Origin of the sequence: Acinetobacter sp. C13, from assembly GCF_016809775.1 — a bacterium.
GTDB lineage: Bacteria > Pseudomonadota > Gammaproteobacteria > Pseudomonadales > Moraxellaceae > Acinetobacter > Acinetobacter pittii.
In genome coordinates this window covers 827,609-852,096 of the sequence record NZ_JAFBJL010000002.1, presented here as the reverse complement: position 1 = coordinate 852,096, position 24,488 = coordinate 827,609, and the positions used below count along the sequence as shown (strand labels likewise).

At 40.3% G+C, this 24,488-nt stretch carries 25 protein-coding genes; 2 read left to right on the top strand and 23 right to left on the bottom strand.

Translation table 11 applies throughout. The annotated features are described in order from the left end of the window. Positions 1–33: 33 nt before the first annotated feature. Genes JGE69_RS09235 through JGE69_RS09220 form a run of 4 tightly spaced genes read right to left on the bottom strand, consistent with a single transcriptional unit; the run spans position 34 to position 3,868 of the window. Positions 34–777: an SDR family oxidoreductase gene (locus tag JGE69_RS09235; RefSeq protein ID WP_001140450.1), complete on the bottom strand. Its 744-nt coding sequence runs from the start codon at positions 775–777 to the stop codon at positions 34–36. A 15-nt stretch (positions 778–792) separates the two neighbouring features. Beyond that, complete coding sequence (locus JGE69_RS09230; protein WP_057077155.1) at positions 793–1,491, bottom strand: histidine phosphatase family protein; 699 nt, start codon at positions 1,489–1,491, stop codon at positions 793–795. Beyond that, the gene (locus tag JGE69_RS09225) at positions 1,488–2,609 is read right to left on the bottom strand and encodes a phosphotransferase family protein (RefSeq protein ID WP_199112685.1); all 1,122 of its coding nucleotides are present in this window, start codon (positions 2,607–2,609) and stop codon (positions 1,488–1,490) included. Before JGE69_RS09225 ends, JGE69_RS09230 begins: the two co-directional genes overlap by 4 nt. Before the next feature lie 17 nt (positions 2,610–2,626). Further along, positions 2,627–3,868 carry an acyl-CoA dehydrogenase family protein gene (locus tag JGE69_RS09220; RefSeq protein ID WP_199112687.1) on the bottom strand — a complete coding sequence of 414 codons (1,242 nt, stop codon included), beginning with the start codon at positions 3,866–3,868 and terminating at the stop codon, positions 2,627–2,629. Between the two features lie 88 nt (positions 3,869–3,956). On the opposite strand from JGE69_RS09220, the gene JGE69_RS09215 reads away from it, so the two are divergent. Continuing rightward, the gene (locus JGE69_RS09215; RefSeq protein ID WP_199112689.1) at positions 3,957–4,877 is read left to right on the top strand and encodes a LysR family transcriptional regulator; all 921 of its coding nucleotides are present in this window, start codon (positions 3,957–3,959) and stop codon (positions 4,875–4,877) included. A 42-nt stretch (positions 4,878–4,919) separates the two neighbouring features. Next, positions 4,920–5,732: an IclR family transcriptional regulator PcaU gene (gene pcaU / locus JGE69_RS09210; protein ID WP_002120879.1), complete on the top strand. Its 813-nt coding sequence runs from the start codon at positions 4,920–4,922 to the stop codon at positions 5,730–5,732. 93 nt (positions 5,733–5,825) lie between these two features. Here pcaU and JGE69_RS09205 read toward each other — a convergent pair whose 3' ends face one another. From JGE69_RS09205 to ftsB, 19 genes are all read right to left on the bottom strand, one after another. Beyond that, positions 5,826–6,692, bottom strand: coding sequence for an MBL fold metallo-hydrolase (locus tag JGE69_RS09205; protein WP_199112691.1), 867 nt, complete (start codon positions 6,690–6,692; stop codon positions 5,826–5,828). Positions 6,693–6,696: 4 nt separating this feature from the next. After that, positions 6,697–7,110, bottom strand: a complete 414-nt coding sequence (locus tag JGE69_RS09200) for a DUF6691 family protein (RefSeq protein WP_060466636.1) — start codon at positions 7,108–7,110, stop codon at positions 6,697–6,699. A gap of 4 nt (positions 7,111–7,114) precedes the next feature. Then, positions 7,115–7,528, bottom strand: a complete 414-nt coding sequence (locus JGE69_RS09195) for a YeeE/YedE family protein (protein WP_005069081.1) — start codon at positions 7,526–7,528, stop codon at positions 7,115–7,117. Between the two features lie 135 nt (positions 7,529–7,663). After that, a complete protein-coding gene (locus tag JGE69_RS09190) occupies positions 7,664–8,122 on the bottom strand; it encodes a DUF6438 domain-containing protein (protein WP_014206923.1) in 459 nt (152 codons plus the stop codon). A gap of 646 nt (positions 8,123–8,768) precedes the next feature. After that, positions 8,769–11,198 carry a glucose/quinate/shikimate family membrane-bound PQQ-dependent dehydrogenase gene (locus JGE69_RS09185; RefSeq protein WP_199112693.1) on the bottom strand — a complete coding sequence of 810 codons (2,430 nt, stop codon included), beginning with the start codon at positions 11,196–11,198 and terminating at the stop codon, positions 8,769–8,771. Positions 11,199–11,280: 82 nt separating this feature from the next. Further along, positions 11,281–12,600, bottom strand: coding sequence for a carbohydrate porin (locus JGE69_RS09180; RefSeq protein WP_199112695.1), 1,320 nt, complete (start codon positions 12,598–12,600; stop codon positions 11,281–11,283). Positions 12,601–12,665: 65 nt separating this feature from the next. Further along, positions 12,666–14,117, bottom strand: a complete 1,452-nt coding sequence (locus JGE69_RS09175) for a nitrous oxide reductase family maturation protein NosD (protein WP_032006314.1) — start codon at positions 14,115–14,117, stop codon at positions 12,666–12,668. A 19-nt stretch (positions 14,118–14,136) separates the two neighbouring features. Beyond that, the gene (gene aroD, locus JGE69_RS09170) at positions 14,137–14,964 is read right to left on the bottom strand and encodes a type I 3-dehydroquinate dehydratase (RefSeq protein WP_199113245.1); all 828 of its coding nucleotides are present in this window, start codon (positions 14,962–14,964) and stop codon (positions 14,137–14,139) included. A gap of 69 nt (positions 14,965–15,033) precedes the next feature. Then, on the bottom strand, positions 15,034–15,663 hold the full coding sequence (gene pcaG, locus JGE69_RS09165; protein WP_002121089.1) for a protocatechuate 3,4-dioxygenase subunit alpha: 630 nt from the start codon (positions 15,661–15,663) through the stop codon (positions 15,034–15,036). Between the two features lie 14 nt (positions 15,664–15,677). Next, positions 15,678–16,403, bottom strand: coding sequence for a protocatechuate 3,4-dioxygenase subunit beta (gene pcaH / locus JGE69_RS09160; protein ID WP_000077913.1), 726 nt, complete (start codon positions 16,401–16,403; stop codon positions 15,678–15,680). Between the two features lie 10 nt (positions 16,404–16,413). Further along, positions 16,414–16,827 (bottom strand): 4-carboxymuconolactone decarboxylase, encoded by a 414-nt coding sequence (pcaC, locus tag JGE69_RS09155; RefSeq protein WP_000997505.1) that lies wholly within the window; start codon positions 16,825–16,827, stop codon positions 16,414–16,416. Positions 16,828–16,842: 15 nt separating this feature from the next. Next, positions 16,843–18,198, bottom strand: a complete 1,356-nt coding sequence (locus JGE69_RS09150; RefSeq protein WP_032006318.1) for an MFS transporter — start codon at positions 18,196–18,198, stop codon at positions 16,843–16,845. 42 nt (positions 18,199–18,240) lie between these two features. Further along, positions 18,241–19,026, bottom strand: coding sequence for a 3-oxoadipate enol-lactonase (gene pcaD, locus JGE69_RS09145; RefSeq protein WP_199112697.1), 786 nt, complete (start codon positions 19,024–19,026; stop codon positions 18,241–18,243). Continuing rightward, positions 19,023–20,378: a 3-carboxy-cis,cis-muconate cycloisomerase gene (locus JGE69_RS09140; protein WP_199112699.1), complete on the bottom strand. Its 1,356-nt coding sequence runs from the start codon at positions 20,376–20,378 to the stop codon at positions 19,023–19,025. Before JGE69_RS09140 ends, pcaD begins: the two co-directional genes overlap by 4 nt. Positions 20,379–20,380: 2 nt before the next feature. Next, positions 20,381–21,592, bottom strand: a complete 1,212-nt coding sequence (gene pcaF / locus JGE69_RS09135) for a 3-oxoadipyl-CoA thiolase (protein WP_199112701.1) — start codon at positions 21,590–21,592, stop codon at positions 20,381–20,383. A 12-nt stretch (positions 21,593–21,604) separates the two neighbouring features. Next, positions 21,605–22,258, bottom strand: a complete 654-nt coding sequence (locus JGE69_RS09130; protein ID WP_199112703.1) for a 3-oxoacid CoA-transferase subunit B — start codon at positions 22,256–22,258, stop codon at positions 21,605–21,607. An 18-nt stretch (positions 22,259–22,276) separates the two neighbouring features. After that, the gene (locus JGE69_RS09125; RefSeq protein ID WP_017386040.1) at positions 22,277–22,948 is read right to left on the bottom strand and encodes a 3-oxoacid CoA-transferase subunit A; all 672 of its coding nucleotides are present in this window, start codon (positions 22,946–22,948) and stop codon (positions 22,277–22,279) included. Between the two features lie 348 nt (positions 22,949–23,296). Then, positions 23,297–24,013, bottom strand: a complete 717-nt coding sequence (ispD, locus tag JGE69_RS09120) for a 2-C-methyl-D-erythritol 4-phosphate cytidylyltransferase (RefSeq protein WP_199112705.1) — start codon at positions 24,011–24,013, stop codon at positions 23,297–23,299. Continuing rightward, positions 23,979–24,368, bottom strand: a complete 390-nt coding sequence (ftsB, locus tag JGE69_RS09115) for a cell division protein FtsB (RefSeq protein WP_005069056.1) — start codon at positions 24,366–24,368, stop codon at positions 23,979–23,981. The genes ispD and ftsB overlap by 35 nt, the downstream gene beginning before the upstream one ends. Positions 24,369–24,488 lie beyond the last annotated feature (120 nt).

Genomic DNA, 24,488 nt, shown 5'->3' with positions numbered 1-24,488 from the left:
AAAAATTACCCCCTAAAATTAGGGGGTAATTTTTTATCCTAATTTATTGACCAACTTTAATGGTAAAACCTTCATAGCAATACTCATTGGTAACCACGGCCACTGTGGCACATAAGCTTTTACAGGTTGTTTTTCGATAGCTTTTACTAAAGCTTTACATCCTGTTTTGGCGTCAACTTCAAAAGGTAAATGTTTAGCACCTTCATTCATTTCGGTACGGATATAACCCGGGAAAATGGTGGAGACTTTAATTGGGGTATCCAGTAATTCAGCACGGATACCCTCGGCCAAGTGAGCAACTGCAGCTTTACTTGCCGCATAAGTCGATAAATGTTTTGGTAATCCACGCATCGCACTCATGGATGACATCACCACTAAATGACCTGCATTTTGCGCTCTAAAAATTTCAATCGCTGCCTCACACTGTGCTAAGGCAGAGATAAAGTTTGTTTCAGCTGTGGCTCTGTTAATTTCAAAATTACCTTTACCAATACGACGGCCATTGCCTACTCCGGCATTTACAATAATTCGGTCTAAATAGCCAAATTCTTGTTTAAAGGCACGAAATACTTCAAAAACCTGATCGTAATTAGTTACGTCCAGACTTTTTGCAATTACTTTTATACCGTACTCATTTTCAAGTTCGGTTTTTAAAGTCTCTAATCGGTCTAAACGGCGTGCACAAATCGCCAAGTTATAACCTTTGGCTGCAAATTCATGCGCCATACCTGCGCCCAATCCAGAACTTGCGCCTGTAATTAAAATTGTCTTTGCCATGCTTTTATCCTTATTTTAAATCCATGTCAGTAAATCTGGACGCTCAGCTTTTATAAAATGATGTTCATTTAAACTTAAGACCTGAGCTTCATTTCCAACCAAACGTAAAGTTGTGAGACTTGTATTGGTAATTGCCCAATTCAAGGCAAAAGTTCGATTGGGGCTCAGTTCAAGCAGCTTGCCAATTGCTACGGAAATAACACCACCAGAGGTAAAAACCACTGCATAACGAGGTTTGGTTTTTGCTAACTCATCACAAAGTTGCTGCAATGCTGTTTCGATTCTTTCTTTAAAGTGTGGCCAAGACTCATCATATTCATGATGAAAATCGCCATCTGTCCATCGTCCAATGGCGCCTTCAAATATTTTGGCAAGATAAGCACGCGGGTTTTGTTCTTGTGCAACATCAGCTTTTAAAAGTTCAGGCTGTTCAAATCGCGGTTCATAACGGGCAAAAACCTGTTGATGGTTAAACTCATTCCATAAATTATTATGATGAATCATCGCATCTGGAAAGCATTCATTGAGTGCGAGCTTTGCAGTTTGCTCGTGGCGCTGCATAGTTCCTGCAACCACATAAGGTTTTTCTTTCAATATTTGCTTAAAATATTGGCCTAATAAAGTCGCTTGAGCTTCACCATTTTCAGACAACTCATCATAATTACTTTTGCCAAATGATGCCTGCCCATGTCTTACCAGATAAATTGTGGTCATTTTCTTAAAATACCCTGTATTTTCTGTAGAGATTGCTGAGCAAATTCTGAGTCTTGCAGTTTTTGCTGCGCGATAAGTTTTAAAGCTCGAATATGTAGCGCATGAATGACAATCCAGAAATCTTTAAAAGCGGGGTTTCGGGTTTGTTTATGGTAATAACGATAATAGATTTGCTGGGCAATCACGGCTAATCGGAATACACCAAACACTTCATAAAAAGCCCAACTTTGAGGGTCCAGACCTGTTTTTTGCAAATAATATTCAACGACTTCTTTTCGAGAGAACATTCCCTTTAAGTGAGTCGGCTGACGTCGTGTTGATCTAAAAATCATATTATCCGTTGGCTCAACCCAATAGGCCAAAGCACTGCCCAAATCCATTAATGGATCCCCCAAGGTCGCCATTTCCCAATCCAGCACCCCAATCACATCTGTTGGATGCTCTGGATCTAAAATCACATTATCAAAACGCCAATCATTGTGAATAATACAAGTCGTCGAGTCTTGAGGGATATTATCATTTAGCCATTTTCGGACATATTTAAATGAAGGAACGTTGATTGTGCGGACTTTTTGATAGCGTTTATCCCAACCTTCAACTTGTCTACGACAATATCCCGCACCTTTGCCTAGTTCAGCTAAAGGCGTGTTCTCATAGGGAACTTGATGTAGCTCAATCAACTTATCAATAACATTTACACAAAGCTCATGAACATCTTCTTCATTAAAACCAAGTTCAGGCGGTAATTTTGCACGAGGAATAATGCCTTCAATCCGTTCCATGACATAAAAATCACAGCCAATGACCGATTCATCCTGACAAAGTGCCACCATTTTAGGAAGCACTGGATAATAAGGGGCCAAATTTTTCTGCACCATATATTCACGGGCCATATCGTGGGCTGACTTCGCTTTTGTTCCTTTTGGGGGACGTCGCAAAATTAAATCGGTATTTTCATATTTTAAACGATAAGTCCAATTCGACGCCCCGCCCGTATATTGAGTAACAACTGCTGGGCCAACCAACTCAACACCTTGGTTTTTTAACCAGTTTTCAACTGCCCCAATATCAAGCTCTTCACCTTCACGTACTTCACCGCCTACATCAATTACCGACATATTCACTTCCTTTAAACTTATACTTTCTTATGACGACCATAACCACGTTTGGCCAACTCTAATTTGGCAATCATGCCTTTATGTACTTCATCTGGGCCATCAGCTAAACGTAAACTGCGTGCTTGGGCAAAGAAACCCGTTAATGGCGTATCTCTTGAAACACCTGCACCGCCATGTAGCTGAATCGCCATATCGACTACTTTTTCTAAAACACTCGGAGCGACCACTTTAATTGCAGATATTTCTGTTAAAGCAGCCATATTCCCTAAAGTATCCATTTTATAAGCAGCATACAAGGTTAAAAGTCTGGCTTGATCTATGGCGACTCGTGCATCGGCTACGCGTTCGAGGTTTCCGCCGAGTTTTAAAATTTCTTTGCCAAACGCCGTTCTAGACATGCCTCTATCAATCATAAGTTCTAGCGCTTTTTCAGCAGCACCAATACAACGCATGCAATGGTGAATACGTCCTGGTCCTAAACGCCCTTGTGCAATTTCAAAACCTTGGCCCGCTCCACCAATAAAGTTTTCAATAGGTACTCGAACATTCTTAAAATGAACTTCACCATGCCCATGCGGTGCATCGTAGTCACCAAAAACAGGTAACATACGTTGAATTTCAACACCTGCGGTATCAATCGGTACTAAAACCATAGAGTGTTGATGGTGGCGGTCTTTAGTTTTATCTGGGGTATGCGCCATAAAAATAATGACTTTGGCATTTGGGTCACCTAAGCCAGACGACCACCACTTTTTGCCATTTAAAACAATTTCATTACCATCAATGAGTGCAGTCGCTTGCATATTGGTTGCATCGCTTGAAGCAACATCGGGTTCAGTCATACAAAAAACCGAACGAATTTTTCCGTCCAATAATGGCTGTAACCATTGCTGTTTTTGCTGCTCACTACCATAGCGCCATAACAATTCCATATTTCCCGTATCTGGTGCATTACAGTTAAAAACCGTAGGTGCCAATAAACTGCGGCCAGTCAATTCAGCAATATGCGCATACTCTTGAACTGATAACCCAGCACCCAGCTTTTCATCGGGTAAAAACATATTCCAAAGACCGGCTTGTTTAGCTTTAGATTTCAGATTTTCTAAAAGGTCTGGCCATTGCCATTTTTTCCAATTCCCATCTGGATTTAACTCATGAACCTCTTCCCAAAATTTTGCTTCGATAGGTTCTATTTCTTCTAAAATAAATTTTCTTGTTCGCTCAGCAAAATCTTGAGCTTTCCTTGAAAGTTCGAACATTCTTTTTCCTTTACATCATTATCTGATCTTTACATCAACATAACTTGAAACTTAATATGAATGAAATGATTTTATTAAATAACATCTCATGAATAATATTCATAACCTACATGGTCTAGACCTAAGTTTTTTTCACCGAATTGATATCAATTTATATCCGCTTTTTATCGCAATTTATGAGCAAAAAAGTATTTCGAATGCTGCAAGTAGTCTCAATATTACGCAGTCAGCAGCAAGTCATGCTTTGCAACGTTTACGCCAGCAACTTGAAGATGATGTATTTATACGAGTAGGCAATAAAATGTCTGCCACTCCTTTTGCTGAGCAGATTTACCCAACGGTGAAACAAGCACTTTTAACCATCCAAAATATTAGCCAGCAGAAACATGTGTTCGATCCAACAAGCTTAAAAAACTTAAAAATCGCCGTGCATGATGAAATTGAGCCGATTATTCTTCCAAGACTGGCTCAACATTTTCAAAATCTTAATTTAGATTTGCAGTTTGTGAGTATGAAACTCGATCGAAAACATATTATGACTGACTTAGCGACACAACAGCTCGATTTCGTGATTGACCTAGAACAATACTTATCTCCAAAAATTACCTTTGATCATTTGGTAACAGACGAGTTTGTCATTTGCAGTCAACTTAAAGAAGTCGATTTAGCTAGTTATATTAGTGGTCGTCACATTGGTGTTTCGTCACGCCGTACAGGCGCTTTACTTGAAGATATTTATTTAAACCAACATCAAAAAATTTCAAGAAATGTCTTTATGCGCTGTCAAAACTATTCAACGGCGTTACAAGTTTTGGGAGCTCAAGCCGACGCTATACTCACTATGCCCCGAATGATTTTGCAGCATTTGTCTTATAGTCCTGAAATTTGCTTACATTCTCTGCCTTTTGAGATAACCAATATTAAAATGGGTATGTTTTGGCACGAAGATTTAAGGGATAATTTAAGACATCAATTTTTGCGACATGAAATTATTAAACTTTTTCATTAAAGCAAATTGATCTACTAAGCTTCTATCGTACAAGGACCAGTAATGAGTAAAGATGAACGGATAATCCAGAATCAGGACAACAAAAAAACGATTCGTCATGAAGATTACATTGCTGGCATTGGTAAAGGCATGGCGATTTTAGATAGCTTTAGTAGTAATCAACATCGTTTAAACATTTCTATGGCTGCTGAAAAAACTGGGCTTACCCGAGCAGCAGCAAGGCGTCATTTATTAACTTTAGAATATTTAGGTTATCTTGAGTCAGATGGTCACTATTACTATTTAACTCCAAAAGTTCTTAAATTTTCAGGAGCTTATTTAGGTGCAGCTCAGCTTCCGAAAGTATCTCAGCCTTTATTAAATCTGTTAACTAACCAAACTTCTCTCATTTATTCGGTGATGGTACTTGATGGTTATGAAGCCATTACTATTGCTCGTAGTGCGGCCCACCAACAAACTGACCGTGTAAATCCATACGGCTTACACTTAGGTAACCGTCTGCCTGCTCATGCGACATCTGCGGGTAAAATTTTACTGGCACATTTAAGCCAAGAAGAACAATTGGACTGGCTCCAAAAATATCCACTTCAGCGTTTAACTAAATATACGCATGTCGAAAATGATAAATTTTTAGAGTTACTACAAGAGATTCGAGAACAAGATTGGTGTTATTCGCGTGAAGAACACGAATTAGGAGTTCATGCGCTCGCCGTACCAATTTATGGACAAGATTTTAAAGTGGTTGCAGCTTTAAATATTGTTTCTCCAACGATGAAAACAACTGAAGAATATTTAATTCAACATATTCTGCCTCTATTGCAAGAGACTTCGCGGGATCTAAGACAAGTTCTTTAAATCTCACTTAGGCTATTTTATAGGATTAATTTTATTGTTTGCTTAGGCTATTTGGGTAGATTGAACGATCCCAAATAAATGCTTAGGCTATTTCTAAAAGTAATTGAAAGGGATTTTCAAATAGCGAATACCATTCGCTTCAGGTTCCGGAAAATTTCCACCATTCATATTAATTTGAATTGAAGGCAAAATTAATTTTGGCATTGCCAAAGTAGCATCTCTTTCTTGACGCATTTTGATGAATGAGTCCTTGGAAACTCGTCGATTTAAATGAATATTGCTTTGTTTTTGGGTTCTAATATCTGTTTGACAGATATATTCATCACGACCTTCGGGCTTATAGTCATGGCATAAAAACATGCGCATATTGTCGGGAAGTGTATAAATTTTTTGGACCGAATCATAAAGCTCAGCAGCACTTCCTTTAGGAAAGTCGCATCTGGCTGAGCCATAATCGGGCATAAATAAGGTATCACCTACAAAAACAGCATCGGCAATCACATAGCTTAAGCAAGCGGGTGTATGCCCTGGTGTAGGAATGTTATAGGCTTCTATCTCCCCTATTTTGAAATGTTCATAATCTTCAAACAAATAATCAAAGGGTTGATTTTCATTAAATTTCTTAAAATCAAAATTATAAATAGCCGAAAATGTTTCTTGTACTACCGAGATTTTTTGACTAATCGCAATTGTACCGCCTAATTTAGATTTTAAATATTGGGCAGCAGTCATATGGTCGGCGTGTACATGAGTTTCTAAAATCCATTGTACTTTGAAGTTTTGCGCGAAGACATAATCGACGATCAGATCAGCATTGGTTGTTTTTGTAGTGGCCGATGCGGCATCGTAATCAAGCACGCTATCAATAATAGCGCATTGAAGAGTCGCTAAATCTGCAACAACATAGCTAAAAGTATTGGTGTTTTCATCAAAAAAATCTTTTACTAGAGGTTGTTGCATAGGTTTAATTTCCTTTATTTAAAATTCGGTAAATAAACATTCCTAATAACATTGCGACAATAAAATAAAGCGCTTCAAAATGTCTTAATCCAATCAAAGTTAAAGCGGGCGCTGGACATATACCTGCTATTCCCCAGCCTATACCGAAAATAAAAGCACCCACAATTAACCTTTGGTCAATCTGTGTATTCGTTGGTAATTGAATTTTCTCATTAAAAAGCGTTTTAGGAGTTTTTATAGCCTTTTGAAATGGAATAAATGCCACAGCAATAGCACCTAACATTACAAACATTAAGCTAATATCCCACTGCCCAAAAATATCTAAAAAACCTAATACCTTTTCTGGATTAGACATGCCAGAGATCATTAAACCTAATGAAAATAAGCTACCAAATAAAAAAGCAAAAATGTTTTTCATAGGATTACCCCATCACATGACGAATGATATAAACCGTTAACATGCCAGCAAACATAAAAACTGCTGTCGCTATCATCGAGCGTTTTGATAACCTGCTCATACCACAAATACCATGACCGCTTGTACAACCCGACCCTAACCGTGTTCCAAAGCCTACAAGTACACCTGCTAGAATAAGTGCAAATGTATTAGCTTTAATTTCAATTTCAGGCTGATAAAAATAACCATATATGAAAGGTGTAATCACGAGTCCCGCAATAAACCAGAATGCCGAACTCTTAAAGGTGTCTTTAGTAGGATTGATGACTTGAGCAAGCAAACCACTGATTCCGGCTATACGGCCATTTATATATAAATACCCAACTGTTGCGATGCCTAGTAATAAACCACCAAAAAAGGCATAGACAATATTTGACATATAACCACTCTTAACAATATATGTTTTTATAATCTGTATTATACGCTGATTCTTTTAGAAATACTTAATATAAAACTTTTGAGTTTATAATTCTTCTTAACAAGAAAAAGCCCCAAGATTTTGGGGCTTTTATCATTAAATTAGATCTTTAATGCCTAATTGTTCAGGTAACTTTTCCATAACCTTATTCAATCTATTATTTGCTGGAGAGATACAACCTGTGTAATGGCTTAATTTAGTTTCTGTGCCATTAGGTTGAATCCAAGTAATGTAATAGCTAGACATGTCGGTCGCTGTTTGCTGGCAACCCGCAGTTTTTGATTGTGTACCTGTTTCAGGGCGATAAGTTTTTAGATCATCTGCAAGTTTTTTATAATCTTTAACGCTACCTTGAATTTCTTTAACACCTATAGCTTTAGTGTATTGTTTACCTTCAAAGCGAATTAAACCTGTAGGTGTTACTTCTACAGAATAAATCGGACATGCGCCAAAACATGGGCTAGAAGCATAGCGGATTGTCTCTTGTGTATTCGGTGCTTGCTGAACAGAAGCACAACCCATCAAAGCTAAACCAGATAAAGTTGCAAGAACCAAAAATCTCATTACATCACCTATTATTATCAAGTGGCTTTAATTTATCAAATCATACACTTCTTGTCATTAAAGACTATTTTTTGTGATTTTATTCATTATTTAACTTTTAATTTTGCTTAGGCTATTGAGCAAGATAAAAACATTTTCTTTCACCCATAAAAAAAGGCCCATCTTTCGATGAGCCTTAAGCCATAAAAGCTTAAATTCCTGAAATACAAATTATTACTGGATAGTAATAATCTGCGTCGACCATTCTAGCGCAACCCAATAAATTATATAAATATAATATAAGTATATATTTAAGCTCGTTTTTCCAACAAAAAACACCTTATTTTTAAGGTTTAAAACTTAATAATGTTTATTTTTAATTAAAATTCACAATGTTAAGTTAAACAAAACTTAATAAAAGTTAAGGTTTTATTTATAGGTAAAACATCCTAAGGAACTGGTCAATAGTTAAGCTATATCTAGCGTTCAGGCTGAATTGACCATAAGACTATTTCAAGTTTAGCAACAACATCAAGCACTTTTTTACTATTTGGTAAAGCTATCTAGTTAAAAATATAGAATTTACTTTTACTATTTTATATAAAAAATATATTAAAGGATAAGGCAAAAGAGAAATACTCTCTTTTGCCTTTCTTAATTATTGTTCTAAGCTATAAGCAATCACATAATCACCATGATCAGGTGATTGACGTGCTCCACCTGCGGTAACAACCACATACTGTTTACCTGTTTTAGGTGAAACATAGCTTATTGGTGTTCCTTGGCTACCTACTGGCATGCGTGATTTCCATAGTTCCTTACCTGTAGATGAATCAAATGCACGTAAGTAGTAATCTTGTGTTGCAGCAAAGAAAACCAAGCCACCTTGAGTTGCCATCGGCCCGCCAATTGTTGGCATACCAATCGGTGCCTTTAAGCCCATCTTAATACCCATCGGCCCAGTATCTTCCACTGTACCTAATGGTACTTGCCATGCAACTTGACGAGTTTTCATGTCAATTGCAGTCATGGTGCCAAATGGTGGTTTTTGACAAGGAATACTTAGAGCCGACATAAAGCGGTTTTTATTCACTTTATATGGTGTACCTTTCATTGGTACAGCTCCCATACCTGTGTTTACTTTCTCTCCGCCATTCGCCTGAATCTTAATATCTTCAGGAGTTTGCTCCATCAATTGAATCCACAAACCAAGGCGCATATCGTTCACGAACATATAACGATGAGTCGGGTCAAAAGCGATGCTACCCCAGTTCATACCACCTAAAGAACCCGGGAAGCTTAAAGAAACATCAGTGCCCGGTGCAGTAAATAGGCCTTCGTAACGCATTGACTTGAAGTTAATACGACACATCAGTTGATCGAACGGCGTTGCGCCCCACATATCTGACTCAGTTAAAGTCTGATTACCAATTTGAGGCATTTCAACTGAACGAGGTTGAGTTAAGCTGTATTGTTCACCCGGAATATTGGCAGGTTTAACTGGCTGTTCAATTACTTTAGTCAACGGTTTACCCGTTACTCGGTCAAGAACAAAGAATTGGCCTGATTTGGTTCCAATGACAACAGCTGGTTTAGTCGTACCATCTTTTAATGGGAAGTCAACCAAACTCGGTTGCATTGGTAAGTCAAAGTCCCATAAATCGTTATGAACAGTTTGATAGACCCACTTCTCTTTACCTGTTGTCGCATCAAGTGCTAACACAGAAGTATTGTATTTATGATCTAACGGATTACGGTTACCACCCCAAATGTCGACAGATGAACTACCCATAGGTAAGAACACCGTATTCATTTGCGGATCATATGACATTGCAGCCCATGAGTTTGCCGAACTACGTTTATAGGTTTCACCCGGTTTAAGTACATAGTTCGGGTTTGGATTGCGCGGGTCAAATGCCCAGCGAAGTTTACCCGTAATCACGTCATAACCACGAATAACACCACCCGGCATATCTGCGGCTACGTTGTCGGCAATACGGCTACCCACCACAATGGTTGTACCCGCAATAGTCGGTGCAGAAGTCACTTCAAAACGTGGCGCTTTTGTTCCAGCCCCAAGACCTTCTAGCAAATCAACCGTTCCATTTACACCAAAATCAGCACAGCGCTGACCGTTATCTGCATTGACTGCAATTAAACGACCATCAGGTGTATTGGTATATACACGGCGTGGACATGCTGTATTGGTTGCAACCGCAGTTACTGCATTTGCACCCGCTAAAGTTGGTTGTACAAGCGGTTTAGTTGAATCAAAGTATGCAACACCACGGCAGCGTTCCCAAGCATCAGCTGTAGAGTTCACCTCAGCTTTCCAGAGTTGTTTGCCCGAGTCAGCATCTATCGCAAAAATATTGTTATGTGGTGTACATAAAAAGACTTTATTTCCAACTTGTAGCGGAGTCATTTGGTCTTCAGCACCATTACCGCTACCCGTTGTAAAGTCGCCCGTTCTAAAGCGCCAAGCTTCTTTTAATTTATGAACGTTATCTCGGTTAATTTGATCGAGAGCAACAAAGCGGCTACCACCTGCATCATTACCATAATTTTCCCAATTTACCTGTTTTTTAGCAGGATCAACTGGTACTAAAGGTAGTTTTTCACCTGAACTTGCTACTGTTGGATGCGGTTGGAACATTTGATAGAGCGCAATCAACATACCTACAACAACTAATCCACCTACCGCATAAGATGAAGATGCCAAGCTCGTTTGAAATTGGTAACGTCGGATTGATGGCAAAGTAAATAGCAAGGCAGCAAAAAGACCGGCAGGAAACATTAAGCGCGAAAATAACGGCCAAAATTCCCATCCAGCATCAATAAATGACCAAATTACGGTACCAACAAAAACAGCCGCAAAAATCCAGACACCCAGTGCTTTTTTACGGAAAATACTAATTGCAGAAATAGTAATAAACAGTCCTGAGATAAGGAAATACCAAGAACCACCGAGAGATACTAGCTTTCCGCCACCTACGATATAAAAAATACCAGTAGCCAATAAAGCTAAGCCTAAAATAAAACACCATATTTTGAATAAGATATGAAACTTAGAATCTGACTCAGACATAGATCCTACTCCACATATACTGAACCCGAATAGTTCAAGCATTTGGGCCAGTTAAACCATGTCTAACCAGCCATCAATATTGTTAAAAATTGACTTTCACACTAAGGCCAGCCACCCATGCATCATCCACCTCTTTCACACCAGCAGGTTGATGGATATATTGAATATTTGGACGTAACATGATGGCCGGAGACCATTGATAGGTATAGTTCAACTCGACATTTAGTTCGTCGTCTTGAATTGGAATATAATCAGATGCAATCGGATCATAACTGTAATATCCACGACTTTCGTTTGTTGCGATCTGTTTATCTTTAGCACGGTCATTAACTACATAATTGGCTATACCAAAACCAATCGAATCATTTGGACGGCTATCAAACGGTCCCTTATACCAAAGAGCAAGCTGTTGCGTACTTTGAACGAAGGTAGTTGCTTTATCATTTACAACACCATTAAAACTTACATATAAACCGCGTTTCGGATCTTCGCCTTTATTCGTAAGTTGTTGCTGTGCATTAAGCCAGAAACTTTGTTTTCCATCATGAACCTTACCCGCAGTTTTAATATCATTGGCTTCTGCGGTTGAGTACAGTGCACCTACTTTATATTCACCCGGCAAGCCATTAAAGGCAGCAAGTTTTGGTTTCCACGCCAGCTCAACCGGTATGGTTGCGCCCTTCACATTGTTCATATCCAGATTAAAACCATCACTATTTGATTCGGTTTTAATGTTGTCTGGATTGACCTCATACACACCCAACCCCAAAGTCCACTCAGGCGCAAACTGATATTTAACGTTTGTACCCCAAATACCAACTGGTGAGTTATACCAAATTGAACCAATTGATTTTCCTAACTGCCCACCACAAAGCAATAAGTTCTGAAACTCACATTGAGAACTATTAAAATCCTCTGACATTCCCATACGACCAAATTTGACCTGTACAGTATTATCGATAAAGCCCTTCTTCACCCATGCTTGAGATAAACGCCAGATTTTACCGCGACCATAAATTTCTTGAGCATTGCCCAATTGGCTAGAACGTGGGTCTTTAATACGCTCAAGAGTTAATGCATTGCCGTCACGTTTAGTCACGACTAGGCTCGCTGTTGTATCTTTCCAACCAGCGATTTTTTCTAAATCGAGGTTTGCACCTAAGGAAAGCTGCGCAGCATTTTCAAAAGTATTGCTGTCGTTGTAACCACCATCTAAATTTGTGGCACTTTGGCTCATAATAGAAGCCGTAAATTTATAGCCCTGTTGTTCTAGCTGTTGGCGCTCACCATTCCAGTCGCCTAGCAACCATTGACGGTCTTGTGACCAAGGATCATTCGCGAGCGCACATTGGCTACCTAATACAGCGAGCGTTAAAACACTCAGTTTCATTAAATTTGGCATTTCAAGTCCCTTTTATCATTTCTATATTTCTATGCTGCGCCTCATATGAGGCGCTTTCCTTATTGTTATTTAACACTTGTAAAACCAAGCTCAGAAGTTGCACCAAAACGATCAGTAATATTCGCTGTAATTGAGGCAACTTTTACAGACGGCTTCCAATTCGCTTTTGCGATCCCTTGTGCATCTGTAGCAACAGTTATTGCTCCTAAATATTGCTCAGCTTCTTTTGATGACGCATTTTGATTACCAAAAAATTCAACTTGATAGCGTTGATTTGGCAAGCCATTGACTTCTACAGCAACTGAACCTTTATTTGCAGTTAATTTAGGAGCTTTAATACCCTGATTAGGTTGAGCATTACAGCCTTGTTCATTTGGCTGAGTACATGTTTTTTGTTGTTTAGATGGGTCAACAACCACACCGCCACCACGAGAACCTACAAATCCGGCATGCTCAAGTGCAGGCACAGCAAATACAATTGCACCCAACCGCTGATCTGGTACACATGAACCACCCGCTTCACAGCGTTTAATATCTTTACCATTGTCCCAAATCAGGTTTTTAGTCAATGTAATTTTTGCATTTGCATCTTTTTCAGAGCGGATGGCTACACCAATACGATTACCATGTACTTTATTGCTATCAAGAATATTGCCATCACCCGTCATGTTGAAACCAATCGAGTTATTGGTCATTTCGTTGTAGGCAATATAGTTACGCTTACCCCAGTTAATCTGTAAGCCATCCGAGTAGTTTTCGAATTTATTACCAACTACGGCATTATCATTACCCCACAAGATTTCAATACCTTGTGATGGTTCAGGATTTGCTTTGGTTGAAACAAAATGGTTATTCGCAATTAAGTTAAATGCTGCACCACGTGTCAGTTCTAAGCCATCACCATTGTCTTGGAAAATGTTGTCTAAAACTTTGTTGTTATTGGTAGTAGTTGCAGTTGGGTTACCTTGACCATCATCACCCGTCAACATAACACCAGCACCACCGTAGTTATTACTAATACGGTTATGTTGAATCAGGTTATTGCTTGAACGGTTAATCAATACACCAATACAGAAGCGATGGATGTCTAAACCTTTTAAAGTAACGTTGTTGACGTCACGTAGTACTAACCCCGGTAAAGTCATAGTACGTACATTGGTGCCATACTGCTCAGGGTTTGCACCTGGGCAAGCTTTCGCCCCTTCGCCTTTAATATAGTTTGAACCATCTATCGCGATGTATTCACCAGTTTTATCCCACTGTGTACCAATGATTTTAACTGGAGCTTTAATTTCAGGAAGTGCGCTGTTTAATTTAATCGCATAAGGTGCTTTGCCTACTGCTTGAATCAAAATGTCGCTAGCTTCGCTTGGGTTTGCATTGGCTTGTTCAATGGCCCAGCGTAAAGAGCCTTTATTGCTATCGTCTTGATAACGGTCAACCACATAAGTTTGAGCCGCAGCTACTCCTGAAACCATCAAACCTAATGCAAGGGTAGTTAAACGTAATGTAGTCATTTCATCATATCCTTATGATTTATGGGTTTGTTGGTTGAACGATTTGTAAAATCTGTTTGAGCTTGGTCACATCAATTTGACCCGGTGCAGAAGCCTGACCAATCATGCCAAAGCTATAACTTCCGCCCATATTGGCAGTCGCAACACGAGAAATCGTACCTAATTGCCCCATTGACATCGTCAATAAAGGTTTAGTGGTTTGCTGGCTTACTTTTAAAGTTGCGTTCATTAAAGTGAAAACGTCTTGTTTAGATTTAGGCATTACAGCAATTTTGAGAATATCTGCGCCCATTTGATCTTGTTTTAACAAGCGTTTTTCAATTTCATCTTGGCTTGGTGTTTTTTGGAAGTCATGATTAGACATGACAATCAGCACTTTCTTTTGATGTGCTTTTTGAACAATTTCTGAAACTACTTTTTGATCACGGAACATTTCAACATCTAACCAGTCCATGAACGGATTCTTTAAGTAAGCCTGATAAGTCTTACCATAATCCACATCACTAATTTCAAGCTGGCCACCTTCGTTTTTGGTACGAATTGTGGCGATCATTGGCTTATTGCCTAAAATCTTTTTTAACTCATGCCCCAAAGCAATCACTTGTTTTGTATCACTCGCAAAACTGAGTAAATCGATACGAAACTCTGCCAAATCAGCATCTGCTGTATTTGCAATGACCTGAGCTTGTGCCAAAGCTTGTTCTTTGGTTTTTGCGGTAATCGGAACAATCGTTTTAACGGCTGTAGCGGCAGGTTGTGTTTGAGCGGCTAAAGCAACAGGCTCAGCATTCACCTGTGCTGTAAAAAATGGGAGTGCAAGCAAACTTAAGCTTAATAATGTTTTCATGTTCATATGGTTCATCCTTAAAAAGGCTACACGCATCCTTGAATAATCAGGTGTAGCCTTAGGTGTTTCTTAAATATCAAAAAATACAGTTTCGTCATCGCCTTGAATGCGAATATCAAAGCGGTAAACAACTTCACCATTTTCTTCAAAACGTTTTGCAATAAGTGTTTGGCGACGTGGTGCCCATTCAATGCTATTTAGAATCGGGTCGTTGGCATTTGCCTCTGCTTCATCGTCAAAATAAACTCGTGTATGAAGACCTAAGTTAATACCGCGAGCGAAAATGACTAATGCAATATGAGGTGCTTGAGTTGAACCTTTACGGCCTGCTGTCGCGCCCGGCTTAATTGTATTAAAGCTCCAAACACCCGTTTCAAAGTCTGCACCTGTACGGCCCCAACCTTGAAATGCAGGATCAGCTTTTTGCTCACGCGTATCTGCCTGACTTGGATAAATACCATTCGCATCGGCTTGCCAAATTTCGATCAGCACATCGCGTAGCGGTAAACCTAATCCGTCAAACACTTGGCCTTCAAGACGAATACGCTCACCTTTGGTCTGATCTTGTACTAACTGGTTATTAAAGTTGTTTTCAAACACTTCAATATTTGCTTGTTGTGGCAATAAGCCAATGTGAACGTAAGGTCCACCTGTTTGAGATGGAGTTTCTTTTAGTTCCTGAAAATTCCAGTTATTCATGCTCGTGCTCCCGATTAAGTCAATTCGTTTTCGAAGTAAGTCGCTCGACGGCCACGTAAAGTGATGTCAAAACGGTAACAACGGCTATCAGCTTCGATAAAGTTGTTTTTATCTTCTAGTGCAATCAAGGCACGACGTTGATCTTCAGAAGGAATCGTTTTTAAGATCGGGCAAGTGTCAATGAGCGTATCGCCTTCAAAATAAAACTGCGAAATTAGGCGCTGAGCCCAACCATCAGCAATTAAAGAGAAATGAATATGTGCAGGACGCCATTCATTAATACGGTTACGCCATGGGTATGGACCCGGTTTAATGGTACGGAAAATATAAAAACCGTTTTCATCAGTTAAGGTACGACCACAACCACCAAAGTTAGGATCCATTGCACCAATAAACTTGTCGTTTGGATGACGGTAACGACCAGAAGCGTTGGCCTGCCATACTTCTAGAAGTGCATTTTTTACAGGACGACCAAATTGGTCACGAACATAGCCATGAACAATGACACGCTCACCAATTGGCAAACCATCTTTGGCATAGTTCAAAATCAAATCGTTATCTTTTGGGCCAAACAGATTTGAAGAAAAATGTGGTGCAGTAACTTCAGTTAAAGTCTCATTAATTGAGATCAATGCATTTTTTGGCGAACGTAATACACTTGTTTTATAACCTGGCGTATACGCTGGTGGATGATCATCTGTATTACGTTGGGCGTAAGCACCCCAGCTATGTTGTGACATCTTTATCTCCTTAATCCTGTTCTTTCGCTGCAATTGGGTTTACCTCTATCCCCAACTCTTTAAAGACTTCTTCAGCCATATGCATTGCAGCGTTTGCAGCAGGTAAACCTGCATAGAGTGAGCTATGTAAGATCAGCTCTTTTAAATCTTCTTTAGTTACACCATTGTTAAAGCAAGCACGTAAATGCATGCGTAGTTCGTCTTCACGACCAAGTGCTAATAAAATTGCGATAGTGACTAAACTACGTGTATGACGCGGTAAGCCCGGACGAGACCACACCTCACCCCATGCATAACGGCTAATAAAATTTTGAAAATCTTGGTTAAAGTCATTCAGATTTTGCAAAGACCGACCAACATGCTTTTCACCCAAAACTTCAGTCCGCACCTCAATGCCTTGTTTATAGCGTTGTTCATCATTCATTGTGATAGACCTCTATTAAGTTGCATCGGTATGCGCAACAATTGATTTAACAAATACAGCAACAGCCGCAGCAGTCGCTGGAATTAGTAATAAACTAAGAATGGCGGTAAACGACCAATCATTGCCGAGTAACACAGCCCCAATCCAAGCACCAAATACCGCACCGAAACGTCCAATCCCCGTCATCCAAGACACGCCAGTTGCACGGCACTGCGTTGGATAGAAACGAGCGCTTAACGCAGGCATTGAAGATTGCGCACCGTTAATTGCGATACCCGCACAAAGCACCAATACTGCAAGTAATGTTGAGTTTCCTAAGCTTTGACCAACAGCAATCGCAAATAGACCTGCAGCAAAGTAGAAAATAGCAATCACTCGGTTCGGGTTGAATTTGTCCATCGCCCAACCAATAAACAAGGCACTTACCACACCACCGAACTGGAACAATCCACCGATAAATGCAGCACGCTCCATTGAGGCACCTGTTTCACGCATAAGCGTTGGTAACCAGCTTGTAAGCAAGTAAACAACCACGAGCCCCATGAAATAGGTCAACCAAAGTAAAAGTGTTCCTTTCGCATATGGTTTAGAAAACATAATTCCAAAGACATTTTTCTTTTGAGCTGTCTCGGTTTTCTCTTCAGGTACGTGAAATGCAGTCGCATTTTGGATCTGAGCTGGCGCAATATGATTTAAGATTTTGCGTACTTTTTCAGGATTCTTACCTTTCACAATTAAAAAGCGGTAAGACTCAGGTAAAACTAAAATCACTAAAATCATTAAGATCAAAGGTGACCAGCCACCAAGTAAAAATAGACTGTGCCAACCATAAGTCGGGATCAGCCAACTACTGATAAAACCACCGGTTGCCATACCTAAGTTATAACCACAGAACATACAGGTCACGAGTAATGAACGAATACGTGTTGGGCAGTATTCAGAAAATAATGTGGTAGCATTTGGCATCGCTGCACCAAGTCCAATACCTGTCAAAAAGCGTAAAACGACAAGGCTATCTAAGTTGGTTGCATAAGCAGATGCCAAGGTGAAGCCACCAAATACAAGCATCGAAAAAGCCAGTACGATTTTGCGACCAAAACGGTCAGCTGTCGGACCAGAAACCAAAGCTCCAATAATCATTCCACCAAGTGCAGCACTCATCACTGGTCCTAACTGAGAGCGATCAACTCCCCAGTCTTGTGCCAAAGCTGGTGCAATAAAACCCATTGCAGCAGTATCAATACCATCAGTAAAAATAATTAAGAAACAGATGATTGCGATCATCCATTGATACTTACTGAGTGGAGCATCATTAATTAATGCTTGAGCATCGATACTTTTATTTGGTGCAGCGTAATCCTGAGACGCCATATTTGCCTCCTTAAGGCCAATTCCTTTTAAATCACTAAGCTATTAGATTTGCTGAATAAACCTAGTCAATTCCTGAGTAAATCTTTGCGGTTGCTCAATATTAGAAAGATGAGATGCTTCCAATTTAGCAATCTGACTATTGTTGATAGCGCGCTGCATAAACTCAGCATCTGCTACTGTAGTTACTGGATCTTCTGTTCCCGCAACCAGCAGTACCGGAATTTGGATTTGTGCAATTTCATCTCTTAAATCGGCATACGCTAAAGCACGACATGCATTTGCATAACCTTGTGCCGGTGTGTTTGCAAGACTTTGAATCGTCGTCTGCGCAACAACATTATGTTGATAGTCGAATTTTTCACTGAACCAGCGGGTATGCGTGGTTTTTACCAACTCAGCTAAACCATTTTGTTCTACCGAGTCAGCACGACTCAACCAAGCCTCCGCCTGACCAATTTTGGCTGCCGAGTTCGCAACAGTAATACTTAAAAAGCGCTCTGGATGATGAATACCCAACCAAAGCCCAGTAATTCCACCCATTGAAATGCCACAAAAATGAGCTTTTTCAACACTCAAGGCATCTAAAATATCAACCACATCTTCAGCTAAGTTTTGCAATGTGGTGTCACTAATTACATCACTTCCACCATGACCACGTGTGTCGTATGTAATGACATTAAAATGACTTTTTAATTCACTTACCTGTGACTGCCACATACCATGGTCTGTGCCTAATGAATTAGAGAATACAAGCACAGGAGCGTCTTTTAAGCCGTCGCTATAAACAGCTAGCTGTTTTCCTTGGCGATTGCTAATAGTCTGATTCACTTTGACTCTCCTTGTGCTTCTTGCAAAACTGCATCAATCTGTTGCTGAATATTGCCCAAATAGTTTTCCGGTTTGAAAATATCCCGTATTTCTGCTTGGCTAAACTGTCCTTTCACTTCTTCTAGTTGGCTAACGACATCAAACAAATGCTGGTTTTGTGCTACCGCTGTTTTACATGCAGCTTCAACTAAATGATGAGCATTTAAACGTCCAATTTTAGGAGCAAGTGCCATCATTACAGCTTCTGCCATAATCAATCCATTCGTACATTCAAGATTCTGTTGCATATGCTGAGCATTAACTTCAAAACCTTGTAAGACTTCACCAGTACGACTTAATGCTCCAGCACAAAGCTGAAAGATTTCTGGAACTGCTAACCATTCTGCATGCCATGCACCTAAGCTACGCTCATGTTCCTGCACCATACTTTGATAGATGCTAGACATAAGTGCCGGTACACGATTCGCCGCAGCTAATACGGATGCTGCTGCGACTGGATTACGCTTATGAGGCATAGTCGATGAACCACCACGCCCCTTGGCTGTTGGCTCAAACAACTCTGCAATTTCAGTTTGCATCATCAGTGACCAATCCCGTGCCATCTTGCCCGTATTCCCGACAATCATGCCAAGCACACTTGCAATTTCTACAATACGATCACGCTCACCATGCCATGTGCTTGTCGGTACAGTCAGATTCAGTTGCTTCGCAAATGCATTAACCACAAGTGACCCTTGATCTTGCAAAGAAGCCAATGAACCCACAGCACCACCTAACTGAGCAGTCAGTACACGTGACTTCATAGCTTGAATACGATCTAAATCACGTTTAAATGCAGAAGCCCAACGAGCAAGTTTATGCCCCAAGGTAATTGGTAAAGCTTGCTGTAACCATGTACGCCCAATCATGACTTGATGGCGATATTGCTTGGCTTGTTGTAATGAAGTCGCATAGCATTGTTGAAGTTGAGCTTCCACAATGTTCAACGCATCACGGCATTGCAAAATACAAGCTGTGTCTAAAATATCCTGACTGGTTGCACCCCAATGCACATAACGCGAAGCATCTTCATCAACATCTTTAACAATTGCTGTAAGCTGTTTTACAAATGGAATTGCGATGTTTCCAGCTAACCCAGTTGCAACAGCCAAAGCTGAAAAGTCAAACTTGTCTAATGCCTGCCCAGCTACTTGGGCAATGCTATTAGCCGCATTTTGAGGAATCACACCAACCTGTGCCTGTGCTTGAGCTAACGCAACTTCAACCTGAATCATATATGTGATTAAAGATGAGTCACTAAAGATGTCAGTGACATCTTTTTGATAAAACAAGCTGGCATATAACTGGCTCATGATTAGACTCTCTCAATAATCAAAGCAATGCCTTGGCCCACACCAATACACATTGAACACAAGGCATAACGACCACCTGTTTGTTCAAGCTGGTTTAGGGCTGTCGTCACGAGGCGTGCACCTGATGCACCAAGCGGATGGCCTAAAGCAATGGCACCACCGTTTGGATTTACCTTGTCAGAATCGTCTGGCAAGCCTAAATCACGGGTCACGGCCAAAGCTTGTGCAGCAAAAGCTTCATTGAGTTCAATTACATCCATCTGATCTAAAGTCAGGTTGGCTTGTTTAAGTAATTTCTTAATCGCTGGTGCCGGAGCAAAGCCCATAATGCGTGGTTCTACACCCACTGCTGTTGAAGCAATGATCTTGGCACGTGGTTTTAGGTTATAAGCCTGAACCGCTTCGTCAGAAGCAATTAGCAGAGCTGCAGCACCATCATTAATGCCTGAAGCATTACCCGCAGTGACCGTGCCATCTGCTTTAACCACAGGTTTAAGTTTGCTTAAACCTTCAAGGGTGGTTGATGCACGAGGATGTTCATCGGTATCAATCACAACAGCATCACCCTTACGCTGAGGGATTTCAACTGCCACAATTTCTTTAGAAAAAAAGCCTTTGGCTTGCGCGCTTGCGGTGCGTTGTTGGCTCACCAAGGCAAACTGGTCCTGGTCTGCACGATTCACGTTGAACTGTTCAGCGACGTTTTCGGCAGTCTGGGGCATGGTGTCTACACCATACAATTCTTTAAGTTTAGGGTTAATAAAGCGCCAACCCATGGTGGTGTCTTCAATTTTCTGGCTACGGCCAAAAGCACTGTCTGATTTACCCATCACATAAGGAGCACGACTCATGCTTTCCACACCACCTGCAATCACCAAGTTTGTTTCACCTGCTTTAATAGCACGGGCAGCAATGGCAATGGCATCGAGTGAAGAACCGCATAAACGGTTAATCGTGGTTGCTGGCACCTGATAAGGTAAACCTGCAAGCAGTGCTGACATACGGCCGACATTACGGTTATCTTCACCGGCTTGGTTGGCACAGCCATAGATCACATCATCGACCTGTTCCCAATCTACACTTGGGTTACGCTGCATGAGGGCTTTAATCGGCACAGCCCCCAGATCATCGGCACGGACAGGAGCAAGGCCACCGGCATAACGGCCGAATGGAGTACGGATGGCATCGATGATATAAGCGGTTTTTAATGTCATTTCCCTACTTCCTTACCCTTGAGTCGCATCAATCAAAGTTGCACCCGTTAAAGCCTGTAACTCATCAAAGCTAAGACCTTTCACTTTCTCAATCACCTTCAAACCATCTTTGGTCACATCAATCACACAAAGGTCAGTGTAAATACGGTCAACACAGCGTTTACCCGTAACCGGATAAGTTAGCTCAGCCACAATCTTCGGTTCACCTTGTTTGGTCACATGGTCTGTGGTGATAAACACTTTCTTAGCCCCTACAGCTAAATCCATCGCACCACCCACCGCAGGAATCGCATCGGGTGCTCCCGTGTGCCAGTTGGCCAAGTCGCCATTGGCTGCCACCTGAAATGCACCGAGTACAGCAATATCAAGGTGACCACCACGCATCATGGCAAATGAGTCGCCATGATGGAAAAAGCTACCACCTTCAAGCATGGTCACAAACTCTTTACCCGCATTAATCAGTTCAGGGTCTTCTTCACCTGCAGCTGGCGGTGGGCCAAAAGCCAATAGGCCATTTTCAGAATGAAGAAAAATATCTTTATCGTCAGGTAAGTAGCTTGCAATCTTGGTCGGTAAACCAATACCCAAGTTCACATAGGCGCCATCTGGAATATCTTTTGCCACACGTTTTGCAATCTGGTCACGGCTGAGTTTCTGGTAGCTCATGTTATTTCTCCTTATTGCTTACTGTGCTGGCGCTACTTGTACAACATGCTGTACAAAGATACCTGGGGTGATGATGTGCTCAGGGTCTAAACCACCTAGCTCCACAACTTCAGAAACCTGAGCAATGGTGACATCCGCAGCCATGGCCATAATTGGGCCAAAGTTACGTGCAGATTTACGGTAAACCAGATTGCCCCAGCGGTCGCCCTTGTAGGCTTTAATCAAGGCAAAGTCAGCCTTGATCGGATATTCGAGTACGTAATCTTTCCCATCAATCTCACGGGTCTCTTTACCTTCGGCCAAAAGTGTTCCAAAGCCTGTTGGGGTAAATACCGCACCTAGGCCCATACCCGCAGCCTGAATACGGCAAGCCAGATTACCTTGTGGTACCACTTCAAGCTCGACCTTTCCAGCACGATAAAGTTCATCAAACACATAAGAATCTGACTGACGCGGGAAAGAGCAAATCACTTTTTTAACCGAACCTGCTTTAAGCAGTTTCGCCAGACCATAATCGCCATTACCAGCATTGTTGCTGACAATGGTTAAATCTTTAACACCGAGTTCAATAAGACCATCAATGAGTTCAGCGGGTTGTCCTGCGGTACCAAAACCACCAATTAGAATGGTTGCACCATCTTTAATCTGCGATAGAACCTCGCTTAGTGAGGACTTACTTTTGTCAATCATTAGACAACTCCATTGTGCTCATTGAAGAAAAGAGAGATAAGAGAGTTAGGCACACTGAGGCGAGAAGAATAGATAAATATTTCACTCAATCCCGAGTGTTTCCCTTAGATTTCCCTTTTAAACATTTTTGATAATTTTCGTATTTTGATCTAGTAAGCTACATACAGTTTTGTTCGCTATAAATATATTTTGTTCGATGATCGAACATTATCTAAGTAAATTACTCAACTAATCTTATAGACTTGGGATGTAAAAAAACATTAATTCTTATAAATAGATATGTAGAAATGAAATATTTACTTAGGCTATTTTACAATTAAAACTACAACTTATTATTCGATTTTTATCTTAAGACTGTGATTGTAAAATTAAACGTGCAAGTTCTAAATCATCAGGATAAGTAATTTTGATATTATCAGAACGCCCCATCACAACCTGCACAGTTTCACCCATATATTCGAGTGCACTTGCTTCGTCGGTAATAGCAATGTTATTTTCTAATGCGTATTCAATTGCCTTTTTGAGCTTCCCAATTTTAGCAATTTGAGGAGTTTGAGCTTGCCACAATGAATCCCGACTTACCGTCTTATTAATATAATTATCTACCCTAACCTGCTTTAACGTATCACGAACAGGAATCGCTAAAATAGCACTATGATTTGATTTAATTGCTTGTTCAACAAGGGTATTTAAACATTCAATTGTAACACAAGGCCGAGCTGCATCATGCACAAGCACCCAATCATTTTCATCAGCAAAAGTTAAAAGATGATTTAATGCGTTTAATACTGAATGGACTCGTTCTGCCCCACCCATACAAAAATGGGCTTTATCCATATCATGAAATGCGAGAGTCTGAGCAAAAGTATCTTGAGTACCAATTGCCAGAACATAACCATTTAATGGAAGTTGACTTATGCACCGAACAGTATGTTCTAAAACAGTCGTATTCTGAATATATTGATACTGTTTCAATTCAGTTTTAGAAAATCGACTTCCTGACCCTGCAGCTGGAATCACTGCCCATAATTTAGTCTGGGATATCTGGGGATGCAGGTGTCTCATTCGTTTCCAAATCAACTTTAGCGTTCGGGTCAATATAAATAGGCTTGTAATGGGTACTGATGGTACTCATTTGAACAAATGTCTCATGTGGTTTAACCAAACCAAGATCAAGGCGAGCATGTTCTTCTATTGCTTCTGTACCATTTTTCAGATCAAAAACCTCTGCTGCCAAAATACGGTTTCGTTCTTTAAGCTCTTCATTTACTTCAGCTTGTTGCTGAATTTGTTGCATGAGAGCTTGATGAGGGAGATAGCCACCCTCACCTAACCAAAATTGATATTGCAGTATGGCTACTAAAACAATAACCAGTAGCAATATCAGTTTGCTTGAAGTGGATCGAAATACTTCTAACATATCATTAAGATTTTCAATTAAAAACTTTCGTTAAGAGATTGTATTGTATAGTAATTAAGAAGTAGCATGCGAAATTCCTGCAAAAATTTAAGCAAAATTATTAATGGGCATATTACTTTA

Bases quoted from the DNA above. Each gene is read 5' to 3' on its own strand.
- JGE69_RS09230 (WP_057077155.1), bottom strand. From the start codon at position 1,491: ATGACCACAATTTATCTGGTAAGACATGGGCAGGCATCATTTGGCAAA.
- JGE69_RS09220 (WP_199112687.1), bottom strand. From the start codon at position 3,868: ATGTTCGAACTTTCAAGGAAAGCTCAAGATTTTGCTGAGCGAACAAGA.
- JGE69_RS09235 (WP_001140450.1), bottom strand. From the start codon at position 777: ATGGCAAAGACAATTTTAATTACAGGCGCAAGTTCTGGATTGGGCGCA.
- pcaC (WP_000997505.1), bottom strand. From the start codon at position 16,827: ATGAATGATGAACAACGCTATAAACAAGGCATTGAGGTGCGGACTGAA.
- ftsB (WP_005069056.1), bottom strand. From the start codon at position 24,368: ATGTTAGAAGTATTTCGATCCACTTCAAGCAAACTGATATTGCTACTG.
- JGE69_RS09185 (WP_199112693.1), bottom strand. From the start codon at position 11,198: ATGTCTGAGTCAGATTCTAAGTTTCATATCTTATTCAAAATATGGTGT.
- JGE69_RS09140 (WP_199112699.1), bottom strand. From the start codon at position 20,378: ATGAGCCAGTTATATGCCAGCTTGTTTTATCAAAAAGATGTCACTGAC.
- JGE69_RS09225 (WP_199112685.1), bottom strand. From the start codon at position 2,609: ATGTCGGTAATTGATGTAGGCGGTGAAGTACGTGAAGGTGAAGAGCTT.
- pcaF (WP_199112701.1), bottom strand. From the start codon at position 21,592: ATGACATTAAAAACCGCTTATATCATCGATGCCATCCGTACTCCATTC.
- JGE69_RS09180 (WP_199112695.1), bottom strand. From the start codon at position 12,600: ATGCCAAATTTAATGAAACTGAGTGTTTTAACGCTCGCTGTATTAGGT.
- JGE69_RS09200 (WP_060466636.1), bottom strand. From the start codon at position 7,110: ATGAAAAACATTTTTGCTTTTTTATTTGGTAGCTTATTTTCATTAGGT.
- JGE69_RS09150 (WP_032006318.1), bottom strand. From the start codon at position 18,198: ATGGCGTCTCAGGATTACGCTGCACCAAATAAAAGTATCGATGCTCAA.
- pcaH (WP_000077913.1), bottom strand. From the start codon at position 16,403: ATGTCACAACATAGCTGGGGTGCTTACGCCCAACGTAATACAGATGAT.
- JGE69_RS09215 (WP_199112689.1), top strand. From the start codon at position 3,957: ATGAATAATATTCATAACCTACATGGTCTAGACCTAAGTTTTTTTCAC.
- pcaG (WP_002121089.1), bottom strand. From the start codon at position 15,663: ATGAATAACTGGAATTTTCAGGAACTAAAAGAAACTCCATCTCAAACA.
- JGE69_RS09130 (WP_199112703.1), bottom strand. From the start codon at position 22,258: ATGAGCTACCAGAAACTCAGCCGTGACCAGATTGCAAAACGTGTGGCA.
- JGE69_RS09175 (WP_032006314.1), bottom strand. From the start codon at position 14,117: ATGACTACATTACGTTTAACTACCCTTGCATTAGGTTTGATGGTTTCA.
- ispD (WP_199112705.1), bottom strand. From the start codon at position 24,013: ATGAGACACCTGCATCCCCAGATATCCCAGACTAAATTATGGGCAGTG.
- JGE69_RS09205 (WP_199112691.1), bottom strand. From the start codon at position 6,692: ATGCAACAACCTCTAGTAAAAGATTTTTTTGATGAAAACACCAATACT.
- aroD (WP_199113245.1), bottom strand. From the start codon at position 14,964: ATGAAAACATTATTAAGCTTAAGTTTGCTTGCACTCCCATTTTTTACA.
- JGE69_RS09195 (WP_005069081.1), bottom strand. From the start codon at position 7,528: ATGTCAAATATTGTCTATGCCTTTTTTGGTGGTTTATTACTAGGCATC.
- JGE69_RS09125 (WP_017386040.1), bottom strand. From the start codon at position 22,948: ATGATTGACAAAAGTAAGTCCTCACTAAGCGAGGTTCTATCGCAGATT.
- pcaU (WP_002120879.1), top strand. From the start codon at position 4,920: ATGAGTAAAGATGAACGGATAATCCAGAATCAGGACAACAAAAAAACG.